The organism is Mycolicibacterium boenickei, assembly GCF_010731295.1.
Lineage (GTDB): Bacteria > Actinomycetota > Actinomycetes > Mycobacteriales > Mycobacteriaceae > Mycobacterium > Mycobacterium boenickei.
The window spans coordinates 4,896,392-4,908,529 of sequence record NZ_AP022579.1; the positions used below are offsets into that span (position 1 = coordinate 4,896,392).

10 protein-coding genes are annotated in these 12,138 nt (G+C 67.9%); 3 read left to right on the forward strand and 7 right to left on the reverse strand.

Annotated features, from left to right (window positions below):
• Positions 1-2 precede the first annotated feature (2 nt).
• Positions 3-1,112, forward strand: coding sequence for a SecDF P1 head subdomain-containing protein (locus tag G6N57_RS23305; RefSeq protein ID WP_077739193.1), 1,110 nt, complete (start codon positions 3-5; stop codon positions 1,110-1,112).
• On the opposite strand, the gene G6N57_RS23310 is transcribed toward G6N57_RS23305, so the two are convergent.
• The 6 genes from G6N57_RS23310 to yajC form a co-directional block, all read right to left on the reverse strand.
• The gene (locus tag G6N57_RS23310; RefSeq protein WP_077741707.1) at positions 1,096-3,447 is read right to left on the reverse strand and encodes a RelA/SpoT family protein; all 2,352 of its coding nucleotides are present in this window, start codon (positions 3,445-3,447) and stop codon (positions 1,096-1,098) included. The genes G6N57_RS23305 and G6N57_RS23310 overlap by 17 nt on opposite strands.
• A 40-nt stretch (positions 3,448-3,487) precedes the next feature.
• Entirely contained in the window at positions 3,488-4,003 is a 516-nt protein-coding gene (locus tag G6N57_RS23315) for an adenine phosphoribosyltransferase (RefSeq protein ID WP_174814588.1), read from the reverse strand.
• 17 nt (positions 4,004-4,020) lie between these two features.
• Positions 4,021-5,688, reverse strand: a complete 1,668-nt coding sequence (locus G6N57_RS23320; RefSeq protein ID WP_077739191.1) for an ABC transporter substrate-binding protein — start codon at positions 5,686-5,688, stop codon at positions 4,021-4,023.
• 5 nt (positions 5,689-5,693) lie between these two features.
• Complete coding sequence (secF, locus tag G6N57_RS23325; protein ID WP_077739190.1) at positions 5,694-6,974, reverse strand: protein translocase subunit SecF; 1,281 nt, start codon at positions 6,972-6,974, stop codon at positions 5,694-5,696.
• A 4-nt stretch (positions 6,975-6,978) separates the two neighbouring features.
• Positions 6,979-8,829, reverse strand: coding sequence for a protein translocase subunit SecD (gene secD, locus G6N57_RS23330; RefSeq protein ID WP_097926381.1), 1,851 nt, complete (start codon positions 8,827-8,829; stop codon positions 6,979-6,981).
• 72 nt (positions 8,830-8,901) lie between these two features.
• Positions 8,902-9,255: a preprotein translocase subunit YajC gene (yajC, locus tag G6N57_RS23335; protein WP_077739188.1), complete on the reverse strand. Its 354-nt coding sequence runs from the start codon at positions 9,253-9,255 to the stop codon at positions 8,902-8,904.
• A 160-nt stretch (positions 9,256-9,415) separates the two neighbouring features.
• Between yajC and gabT the strand changes: the two genes are divergently transcribed.
• Complete coding sequence (gene gabT, locus G6N57_RS23340; protein WP_077741706.1) at positions 9,416-10,756, forward strand: 4-aminobutyrate--2-oxoglutarate transaminase; 1,341 nt, start codon at positions 9,416-9,418, stop codon at positions 10,754-10,756.
• Positions 10,757-10,760: 4 nt separating this feature from the next.
• Here gabT and G6N57_RS23345 read toward each other — a convergent pair whose 3' ends face one another.
• Positions 10,761-11,381, reverse strand: a complete 621-nt coding sequence (locus tag G6N57_RS23345; RefSeq protein ID WP_077739187.1) for a hypothetical protein — start codon at positions 11,379-11,381, stop codon at positions 10,761-10,763.
• Between the two features lie 67 nt (positions 11,382-11,448).
• Between G6N57_RS23345 and G6N57_RS23350 the strand changes: the two genes are divergently transcribed.
• On the forward strand, positions 11,449-12,084 hold the full coding sequence (locus G6N57_RS23350) for a maleylpyruvate isomerase N-terminal domain-containing protein (protein ID WP_077739186.1): 636 nt from the start codon (positions 11,449-11,451) through the stop codon (positions 12,082-12,084).
• Positions 12,085-12,138 lie beyond the last annotated feature (54 nt).

Genomic DNA, 12,138 nt, shown 5'->3' on the forward strand with positions numbered 1-12,138 from the left:
CGGTGTCCTATCCGATTCCAGTCCAGTACCCGCCTCCTCAACACAGCGGAACCACCGCCCTGACCCGCGTTCTCGGGGTGTTGTTCCTTGTCGTACTGGTCGGCGGCTACGTCGCCGCGGTGTTCTTGACCCGGCACATCTGGGCCGACCGCGAAGCCACCCGCCTGACATACTCGACCGCGTCCTCAAGTGGCTCCCCGCCGTCGGCCGATGCGCTGGCGAAAATGCGGGACGTCGTCGAGAACCGCCTTCATGGAATGGGCTTCTCCGGTTCGGAGGTCGCGACCGACGGAGATACCTTGGTGGCCACGATCCCGAGTCGTGACCCAGATGTGGTGCGCGACATCACGATGCCAGGGCAGTTGATGATCCGTCCGGTGGTCCATGCCATGGCCGCCAAAGCCGAATCCCCGCCGACCGCCCCATCGACACCCGCACCCGGCACGGCCAAACCTGGTCAGGCACAACGTATTTCCGACGAGAAAACACTCCGGCAGGCCACCGACCCCTCGATGCAGATCCTGGCGCTGCAGTTCCAGGCGACACGCTGCGGCGACGACGACGTGCTCGCCGGCCACGACGACCCCAACCTGCCGCTGGTCACCTGCTCCGAAGACGGAGAAACCGTCTACCTGCTGGACAAGTCGATCATGAGCGGCGCGGAGATCAACGAGGCCGACTCGGGGTACAGCGAGGACGCGGGCCGGTACGTGGTCGACGTGGGGTTCACCAGCGCCGGAACGAAGACCTGGGCGGACTTCACCACGGCCAACATCGGCACCCAGACCGCGTTCACCCTCGACACCCGGGTGGTCAGCGCCCCGGAGATCCGCGAGGCCATCACCGGCGGCCGAGTAGAGATCACCGGCGACTTCACCGCGGATTCGGCACGCGCACTCGTCGGCGTCCTGAAATCGGGGTCGCTGCCGTTCTCGTTGTCACTGGAGTCCTCGCAGGACGCGGTGCTGCCCGCAACGGTTTTCGCCAAACTGCTGCGCGGCCTCGTCATCGCGGTAGGGATCTGCGTACTCGGGATCAGTGTCGCCGGTGTGGTGTACCTCGCCCGGCGCGGGCCCGGTACCGGAGCGCTCGGGGTCAGGCCGCCGACGTGACGCGGTAGACGTCGTACACGCCCTCCACGTTGCGCACCACGCTCAGCAGGTGACCCAGGTGTTTGGGATCGCCCATCTCGAAGGTGAACCGACTGATCGCCACCCGGTCGTTGGACGTGGTCACCGACGCCGAGAGGATGTTGACCTTCTCATCGGCCAGCACCCGCGTCACGTCGGAGAGCAGGCGGTGCCGGTCCAGCGCCTCGACCTGGATGGCCACCAGGAACACCGACGACGGCGACGGCGCCCAGTTCACCTCGATGATGCGTTCCGACTGTTGTTGCAGCGAAGCCGCATTCGTGCAGTCGGTGCGGTGCACGCTGACCCCACCACCGCGGGTCACGAAGCCCATGATGGTGTCGCCGGGCACCGGGGTGCAGCACTTGGCCAGCTTGGTCAGGGTTCCGGGCGCACCCGGCACCGCCACACCGGTGTCGTCGGTGCTGCGCTGCCGCACCGGCATGGTCAACGGGGTGGACCGCTCGGCGAGCTCGTCCTCGGCCGCATCGTCGCCGCCGAACTGCGCGAGCAGACGCTGCACGACATGGCGCGCCGAGACGTGACCCTCACCGACCGCGGTGTAGAGCGCTGAGACGTCCGTGTAGCGCAACTCGCGGGCCAGCGCACCCATGGAATCGGCATTGATCAAGCGTTGCAACGGAAGTCCGCCACGGCGGACCTCGCGCGCGATGGCGTCCTTGCCCGATTCCAGTGCCTCTTCGCGGCGTTCCTTGGCGAACCACTGCCGGATCTTGGCCTTCGCGCGCGGCGACACCACGAAGGTCTGCCAGTCGCGCGACGGCCCGGCGTTGGGCGCCTTCGAGGTGAACACCTCGACGACCTCACCGTTTTCCAGCTTGCGCTCCAGCGCGACGAGCCGGCCGTTGACCCGGGCGCCGATACAGCGATGGCCCACCTCGGTGTGCACCGCGTAGGCGAAGTCGACCGGGGTCGAGCCGGTCGGCAGGTTGATCACGTCACCCTTCGGCGTGAAGACGAAGATCTCTTGCACCGCAAGGTCGTAACGCAACGACTCGAGGAACTCGCCGGGGTCCGCGGCCTCCCGCTGCCAGTCCAGCAGCTGGCGCATCCAGGCCATGTCGTCGATCTCGGTCGCGGCGTGGCTCTGCGGAACTCCGTTGCGGCCCTTGGCTTCCTTGTAGCGCCAGTGCGCCGCGATGCCGTACTCCGCGGTGCGGTGCATGTCCCTGGTACGGATCTGCACCTCCAGCGGCTTGCCCTCGGGGCCGACCACCGTGGTGTGCAACGACTGGTAGACGCCGTAGCGCGGCTGGGCGATGTAGTCCTTGAACCGGCCCGCCATCGGTTGCCACAGCGAGTGCACGACGCCGACGGCCGCGTAGCAATCACGGATCTCGTCGCACAGGATCCGCACACCGACCAGGTCGTGGATGTCGTCGAAGTCGCGGCCCTTGACGATCATCTTCTGGTAGATCGACCAGTAGTGCTTGGGCCTGCCCTCGACGACCGCGTTGATCTTCATCGCGCTCAGCGCCACGCCGATCTCGGCGCGCACCTTGGCCAGGTAGGTATCGCGTGAGGGCGCCCGGTCAGCGACCAGCCGCACGATCTCCTCGTACTTCTTCGGGTGCAGGATCGCGAACGACAGATCCTCAAGCTCCCACTTGACGGTGGCCATGCCCAGCCGATGAGCAAGCGGCGCAATGACTTCCAGCGTCTCACGGGCCTTGCGGGCCTGCTTCTCAGGCGGCAGGAACCGCATGGTGCGCATGTTGTGCAGCCGGTCGGCCACCTTGATCACCAGCACCCGCGGATCGCGGGCCATCGCGATGATCATCTTGCGGATGGTCTCGCCCTCGGCGGCCGAGCCGAGCACCACCTTGTCCAGCTTGGTCACGCCGTCGACGAGGTGGCCCACCTCGGCGCCGAACTCGGCGGTCAGGGCCTCCAGCGTGTACCCGGTGTCCTCCACGGTGTCGTGCAGCAGCGCGGCCACCAGCGTCGTGGTGTCCATGCCGAGCTCGGCCAGGATGTTGGCCACCGCCAGCGGATGGGTGATGTAGGGGTCACCAGATTTGCGGAGCTGGTCGGCGTGACGCTGCTCGGCGACGTCGTAGGCACGCTGCAACAGCTGCAGATCGGCCTTCGGATAGATCTCGCGGTGTACCGCGACCAAAGGCTCCAGGACCGGGTTGACCGCACTGCGCTGCGCGGTCATGCGGCGGGCGAGCCGGGCGCGCACCCGCCGTGAGGCGCTGGTCTTCGTGGCGTCGGGTCCCGTGGCGCCCGGCAACGCCGGAGGCGACTGCACCGCCTGGCCCGCAGTCGCGTCCGTACCCGTATCGCCGGCCATCGTCACCTCCGCTCAACCTCCGAGAGTTCGAGGATATCCCTCACACCGTATGCAGGCTGGTGACCTCCAGCGGTGCCACCACATCCCGACCGCCGAGGGCCGTCAATTCCAGCACCACCGCGGCGCTCAGCACGTTGGCCCCGCTCGCCTCGAGCAGCTGTCGCGCCGCTCCCAGGGTTCCGCCGGTGGCCAGGACATCGTCGATGATCACAACGTTGCGCCCGGCGATATCAATCCCGTCGGCCGGGATCTCCAGCGTCGCACTGCCGTATTCGAGCTGATAGGTGACGCTGTGCACCGGGGGCGGCAGCTTGCCGCCCTTGCGTACCGCCAGCACACCCACACCGAGCCGGGTCGCGACGGCGGCACCCAGCAGGAATCCCCGGGCGTCCAGTCCCGCGACCAGATCGGCATCCGCGGCGGTGGCGGCCAGGGCGTCGGTCACCGCACCCAGGCCCTGCGCGTCGGCCAGCAGCGGCGTCAGATCCTTGAACTGCACGCCGGGCTCGGGAAAGTCGGGAACCTCCCGGATCAGTTTCTTCACCAGCTCCGAGATCCTGGCCGTGTCGCCGCTCACGTCGACAACTTCCAGCGGTCCATGTTCCACCCCGCGCCCCACCGGGTCGGATTGCTGCTCACGGCGTACATCTTGGTCGATGTCAGCACCGTGCGCTGCTGGCGGTACAGCGGCAGGGTCGGCATGTCGTTCCACAGGATCGGCGCGCCCTCCCCCGCCAGCCGCGCCAGTTCCTTCGGATCCGACGAGACAGCCTGGGCATCGATGATGCCGTCGATCCGCTCGTTGGCGTAGCCGGGCAGGTTGTTGCCGTTGCCCGAATGAAACGCGTAGGCGTCGATGGCCGAGGAACCCGAGGAGCCGCTGCCGGCGGCCCCGCCGGTGCTGGCCAGCAGTCCGTCGAACTCGTTGTTGCGCAAGGCCACCGGCCCGGCCGTCGCCGACCCGGCGTCCTGGACGGTGATGCCGGCGGCGGCACACGACTTCGCGATCGCACCGACGGTCGCAGCCAGCCTGGCGTTGGGCGTCTGGTATCCGATCCGGACCGTCAGCGGCTTGTTGTTGATCGCCGCGCGGGCCGCGTCAGGGTTGGCCACCCCGAATTGCACGGCCTCGCCCACGTTCTCGGCCGCGCTGAACGCGTCGTCGGTGACCGGGCTCAGCCGGGAGTTGATGATCGGCGTCGCGGCGTTGCGGGCGATCACGTCCCGCGGGGTGCACAGCGCCACGGCCCGCCGCGCCGGCGTTGCGGCCAACGGACCGCCCGGCGCGAAGATCAACTGCTCGATACCGGCCGAGGGGCTTTCCGTGCTGACGTAGTCGTCGGGCAGGTTGAGCAGGCCCGACGATCCGGATTCGATGTCGACGACGTCGAACGATCCCTGGTTGACCCGCTCCTGGATGTCGGCCCCACGCGGCCACACCGCGATCTGGTTGGTGACCGCCGGGGTCCCCCACCACTTGTCGTTGGCAACCAGGACCACCACGCCGTCCTTGGACACCGAGTCGATCCGGTACGGGCCCGAGGACGGGAACCGCTTGAGGTCGAGGTCGGGCTTGAGATCCCAGACGGTGTTCCACGCCTTGGCGATCCGGTCGATCGTCGGCTGGTCGCCGTTCTGCAGGGCGGTCGCCACTCCGCCGTCGCCGAGGTTGAGTTCGTCGGCGATGACATGTGAGGGCATCAGCGATGTCGCGGCGAACAGATGCCCGTAGTCGAGGAATCCGCGGTCCTGGGCAAACGACACCCGGGCCCGCTTCTGGCCCGGGGCGCAGTCCACGGACGCGATGTCGCGGTAGCCCGCTCGGTTGGCGGCGTCGAACCCGGGGAACCGTCCTGATTGCGCGCCCCATGCCAGCACGAGGTCGTCACACGTGATCGGCTTGCCGTCGGAGTAGACCGCCTTGTCGCTGATCACGTAGTCGAGGATCAGCGGGGCGCGGCCCACGACCGACACCGAACCGAAATCGTTGTCGGCGACCACCTGGCCCTCGGGGCCGTGATAGGCGAACCCGGTGAGCGCTCGGGCGAACGCCTGCGGCCCGGCGGACGCGGCTCCGGCCACCGTGTTGGTGTTGTAGGTGGTCAGGGTGCCGTCGACGGCGTAGTCGATCTCGTCGGCCGAGCTGCCCGAACACGCCGACAGGCCCATCACGGCCACCACGGACAGCGTCGCCGCCGTCAGTGCCGTCCGTGCCCGGGCGACGGCCCGCCACTGAACCATGCGGTTTACCGCCGGGTGTTCCGCTTGCCCGACGGACGTCCGGTCCGTGCGGCCGGTCGTGCACCGGGAGCCGGCTTGGCCGGCGCGGGCTCGGCGGCGACCGAGGCCGACACCGTCTCGGTGTCGTCGGTGTCCGCATCGGAGGCGTCCGCCGCGTCCTTGGTGGCCGTCGACGCCTTGGCGCCCTTCTCCCGGCGATTCAGCACGCGCTTGGTGTGCTTGCGCACGAGCTCAGTGCGTTCACGCAACGACACGAGCAGCGGCGTGGCGAAGTAGATCGACGAGTAGGTACCGACGATGACGCCGACCAGCTGGACCAGGGCCAGATCCATCAGCGTTCCGACGCCCAGCAGCCACACCGCGACGACCATCAGCGCGACGATCGGCAACACCGAGATGAGGCTGGTGTTGATCGAGCGCATGAAGGTCTGGTTGACGGCGAGGTTGGCCTGCTCGGCGAACGTTCGGCGAGTGGTGTGCTCGAAACCGTGAGTGTTCTCTTCGACCTTGTCGAACACGATCACCGTGTCGTAGAGCGAGAAACCCAGGATCGTCAGCAGACCGATGACCGTGGCCGGGGTGACCTCGAACCCGACCAGCGAATAGACACCTGCGGTCACCACCAGGTCGAAGACGAGGGTGGCCATCGCCGCCATCGCCATATACCGCTCATAGCGCCACGCGATGTAGATCGACGCCAGCACGACGAAGACCACGAGCGCGATCAACGCCTTCTGGGTGATCTGCCCACCCCAGGTCTCGGACACCGCCGAGTCGCTGATGACCTGCTTGCTCGGCTGGCCGTCGCCACCCTTGGGATGGAACGCGTCGAACAGCGCGGTCCGCAGCTTTTCGGTCTCGTCGTTGGACAGGGTTTCCGAACGGATCTGCACGGTCGCCGAGGCGCCGCTGCCGACCAGCACGACCGACTCGGGCGCCTTGTTCAGGGTCTTGCTGAAGACGTCCTCGACCTGTTGAACCGAGACGATGCCCTCGGAACCGGCCGAGGGCATCGACACCTTCGTGCCGCCCTCGAAGTCGATACCGAAGGTGAATCCGCGAAGCACCATGCTGGCGACGCAGATCGCGACGATGATGCCGCTGACCGCGTACCAGAGCTTGCGGCGGCCGATCACCTCAAAGGCGCCGGTGCCGGTGTAGAGCCGGACGAAGAATCCATGCTTCGGCATTGCCGCGGAAGTGGATTCGATGTTCGGCGCCTCCACTGCGGTGTCCTTGACGTCCTCGGCGGCCGTGTCGTCGGCGGTGTTCTTTGCTGCTGCCATGTGCTTATCCCCGTCCCGCGGTCGCATGCGAAGCCTCTCGGCGCTCCCGCGCGATCTGCTGCACCGCGCCGAGACCGTTGAAGGCCGGTTTTGCCATCGTCGGAGACTTGGAGGCCAGGTACACCAGCGGCCAGGTCACCAGGAACACCACCACGATGTCGAGGATCGTGGTCAACCCCAAGGTGAACGCGAAGCCCTTGACCTGGCCGATCGCCAGGAAGTACAGCACTGCGGCGGCCAGGAAGGTCACGGCGTTGCCGGACACGATCGTCTTGCGGGCGCGGGCCCAGCCTCGGGGCACCGCCGACCGGAAGGACCGGCCCTCACGAATCTCGTCCTTTATTCGTTCGAAGAACACCACGAACGAGTCAGCCGTGGTGCCGATACCGATGATCAGACCGGCGATACCGGCGAGGTCCAGCGTGTAGCCGATGTACCTGCCGAGCAGCACGAGGATCGCGAAAACCATTGCGCCCGCGGCGACGAGCGACAGCGCGACCAGCAGGCCGAGCACGCGGTAGTACAGCAGTGAGTACAGCAGCACCGCGGCCAGACCGACTGCGCCCGCGATCAGGCCGGCCCGCATCGAGGACAGGCCAAGGGTCGCCGAAACGGTCTCGGCTTCCGAGGATTCGAACGACAGCGGAAGCGAGCCGTACTTGAGCACGTTGGCCAGTTCCTTGGCCGTGTCCGAGGTGAACTGGCCGGTGATCTGGGTGTTCCCGCCGGGGATCGGTTCGCGGATCTCCGGTGCGCTGACCACCTGCGAGTCGAGGGTGAACGCCGTCTGCGTGCCGACATTCGCCGCAGTGAAGTCGGCCCAGGTCTTGGCGCCTCCGCTCTTGAAGGTCACGTCGACGACGTACTGGCCCTGCTGCTGGTTCAGCCCGGAGGTGGCGTCGGCGATCTCCTCGCCGCTCATGATCGACTTGCTCAGCAGGTACACCGTCTGGCCGTCCTGCGAGCAGGTGATCAGCGGCAGGTTCGGGTCGTCGTTGCCTGCGAGCACATCTTCTTCCCCGCAGCGCGTGGCCTGGTACTGCAGGGCAAGGATCTGGATCGACGGGTTGGTGCTCTGCCGCAGTTCCTTCTCGTCGGCGATGCGCTGGGCCAGGGCGGCCTTGGCGTCACCGGGCTTGGGCGGTGCCGGAGCCGGCGCGGGCTCACCCGGTGCAGGCGCGGGGGCCGGTGCAGGCGCGGGCTCACCAGGGGCGGGAGCCGGGGTCGGTTCGCCAGGCGTGGGCGCGGGGTCCAGCGGGTAGGGCCGCGGCTGGGGTGCCGGGACCGGCTCGCCGGCCGGCGGTGCCGCTGGTGCCTCGCCCGCCGGAGGTGCTGCCGGCGCCTCGCCCGGCATACCGGGGATGACACCCGGCATTCCCGGGATCGCGCCCGGGGCACCCGGTGCCCCACCTGGGGCCGCGGGGGCACCCGGAGCGCCTGCGCCTGGCTGCTGGCCCTGCTGGGCCGGCGGCTTGGCGGGCATCGCATGCACGACCGGCCGGATGTACAGACGCGCGGTCTGGCCCAGGTTGCGGGCCTCGCTGCCGTCGTTGCCGGGAACAGTGATCACCAGGTTGTCGCCGTCGATGACGACCTCCGAGCCCGAGACGCCGAGACCATCGACGCGGGCACTGATGATTTGTTGGGCCTGGTTGAGTGCCTCTCTGGTCGGCGTCGAGCCGTCCGGGGTGCGCGCGGTCAGCGTCACCCGGGTACCGCCCTGCAGGTCAATGCCCAGTTTGGGCTTGGCCTGCTTGTCGCCGGTGAGGAACACCAGCAGATAAACGCCGATCAGAAGGACCAGGAAAAGTGTCAGGTAGCGCGCAGGGTGCACCGGCGCCGTAGACGATGCCACGTTTCTAGGGTCTCCTCGAGATCAGTTCGTCAGCACCGCAAAGGGTACGTGCTTGTCCTGGGTGCTCTGCGGTCAGTCTTTCTTGAGGCCGTCGGTGTCGGTGACACCGGTGCTCTCGGTCAGTTCAGTCGCGGCCGACGGGGTGTCGGCGTCGGCGTCCACCTCGGTGTCCTCCTCGATGCGGTCGCGCACCGCGAGTTTCATCCAGGTGGTGACGACGCCGGGGGCGATCTCCAGGTCGACGTTGTCGTCGGTGATGCCGGTGATCGTGCCCTGCAGGCCCGAGGTGGTGTGCACACGATCGCCGATCTGCAGCGAGTTGTGCAGGTCGATGGTCGCCTGCATCGCCTTGCGCTGACGACGCGACGCGAAGAACATAAACGCGCCCATGACGATCAGCAGGGGCAGAAAAATGACGAGATCCATGTCAACTATGTCTTTCGTGTTGTGTCAGATGTCAGGGCGACCGAGGCCACGATACCGCCGCCGACCCGGACCACCCCATTCGCCGCCGACAGGCAGGCCCCGCGGCTAGGCTCAGTACGCGTTGTTTCCGGTGCCGCCCTTCCGTAAAGAGGAGGCAGTGTTGAGCCATCCAGAGCAGTCCCGCCTTCTGGCCACCGCAATTCCCGGCCCCAAATCCGAGGCCTTGATCGGCCGAAAATCCGCGGCCGTCGCCCGCGGTGTCGGTAACACCATGCCCGTGTATGCCGCCCGCGCCGGAGGCGGCATCGTCGAGGATGTCGACGGTAACCGCCTGATCGACCTGGGCTCGGGCATCGCCGTCACCACCATCGGCAACTCGTCGCCGCGCGTGGTCGAGGCGGTGGCCGCGCAGGCCGCCGACTTCACCCACACCTGCTTCATGATCACCCCGTACGAGGAGTACGTCGCGGTCTGCGAACATCTCAATCGGCTGACGCCGGTACGCGGCGAGAAGCGGTCGGCCCTGTTCAACTCCGGTTCCGAGGCCGTGGAGAACGCGGTCAAGATCGCGCGGTCCCACACCCACAAGCAGGCCGTCGTCGCCTTCGACCACGCCTACCACGGGCGGACCAACCTCACGATGGCCCTGACCGCCAAGTCCATGCCGTACAAGCACGGCTTCGGCCCGTTCGCGCCCGAGATCTACCGGGCGCCGCTGTCCTATCCGTTCCGCGATGCCGAGTTCGGCAAGGAGTTGGCCACCGACGGCGCACTCGCGGCCAAACGGGCCATCGACGTGATGGAGAAGCAGGTCGGCGCGGACAACCTGGCCGCGGTCATCATCGAACCGATCCAGGGCGAGGGTGGGTTCATCGTCCCGGCCGACGGGTTCCTGCCCGCGTTGTTGGGCTGGTGCCGCGACAACAACGTGGTGTTCATCGCCGACGAAGTGCAGACCGGATTCGCCCGCACCGGCGCGATGTTCGCGTGTGAACACGAGGGCATCGATCCCGACCTGATCGTCACCGCCAAGGGCATCGCCGACGGCCTGCCGTTGTCCGCGGTGACGGGGCGGGCCGAGATCATGGATTCGCCACATGTCTCCGGACTGGGCGGCACCTACGGCGGCAACCCCATCGCGTGCGCCGCGGCGCTGGCCACCATCGAGACCATCGAGGCCGACGGCCTGGTCGCCCGGGCCCAGCAGATCGAAGCGCTGATGAAGGACCGGCTGGGCCGGTTGCAGGCCGAGGACGACCGGATCGGCGACGTACGCGGACGGGGCGCGATGATCGCCGTCGAACTGGTCAAGGCCGGCACCACCACACCCGACCCGGAGCTGACCAAGGCGCTGTGCGCAGGCGCCCATGCGGCCGGGGTGATCGTGCTGTCCTGCGGCACCTACGGCAACGTGCTGCGCTTCTTGCCGCCGCTGACGATCAGCGACGAACTGCTCATCGAGGGGCTCGATGTGCTGGAGCTGATCCTGCGCGACCTCTGAAGCGCTAATGAGCGTGGGTGTGGCGCCTGCCGAACATCCCGCCCCAGGTCCGGCGCTCGGGCGCGGCCACGGCTTCGGTCGGCTCGGCGTCAGCGACGGCGACGGGCTCGGCCGACACGGCGTGTGCCGCAGGCCGCTGTGCGTACTCGACGTCACGCACGCTGCGGACCGACAACCGGCCCACGGCCATCGCACCGAGGAACACGATCAGTGCGCCCAGCCCGGAGAAGTAGGCCAACTCCAGCGTCACGCGTTTGGCGTCGGTCACGGCGATGGGCATGCCGGTGTCACCGATGCCCAACGGCCCGGCGAGCGCCCGGCCGACCACGAACCACGCTCCACCCAAAACGGCCAGCCATGCGCCGAAATGCGCCGTGGCCCGGTTACCCGAACCCAGCAGGAGCAGGCCGCCCAGCGCCGTCACAGCCCCCGGAAGCACCTCCAACCACCCTCGCGCCGACGTCCACACCCAGGCTTGATCCGGGGTGAACGCGAAGTCGAAGTACGGTCCGACGAACGGGATCAGCGCACCCCAGATTCCCAGCAGAACCAGCAAAAGGCCGCTGGCGGCCCCGCGACTGCGGGGCATGCGCAGCCGGCCGCCGCGGGTATCGAATTCGGTCATGATGCCTCCTTTGACACCCCGGTGGGTACCCCAAACTCGGTGGCAGTAACGCTCCTACCCTCAGGGGATGCGTCTAGTCGAGATTGTCCTGCGCGATGAGTTGGCCGGCGCATGGGAACGGTGGGGGCAGCGGTGCGCCGACCTCACCGCCACCCAGTGGCGGACCACCACCCGCTGTGAGTCCTGGGACGTGCAGTCGCTGGTCGCCCATGTGTGTCCGGAGGCCACGACGTTCGACGAACTGGCCAAGGCGCGAATCGACGGTGCGCCCGCGGTGACCGACGCCGCCGAGATGCTGCGCATCTTCAACCGGCCGGACGGTGTCGCCAACGCCACGGCGAACCAGATCGCCGAACGCGCTGTGCTCGAGGCCTCCACGCTGACGCCACCGACTGCGGCAGCTCGATTCGTGGAAGCGGCCGCCCAACTGCGCCGCATGCCCGAGATGGCCCGGGCCGGCGAAACGGTGATCCGCTACCCGATCGTCGGCAGCACCACGCTCGGCGTCGTCGCCGAGGTCGCGCTGATGGAGGCCACCGTGCATCTGCTCGATCTGGCTGACGCAATCGGCGGCGTGGCGCCGTCGCCCACCGCCTTGGCCGCGACCCGCGACCTGTTGATCGCGGTGCCTGATCCCACGGCGGCGGTGGAAGCGCTCGCCGGGCGGGCTCCTGCTCGGGCGGCGGTCCCAGCAATCCGTTGAGCCGCTATCAGGCCGTCCCCTGCTCGTACCCAGGAACGACCAGACTCACAGCAC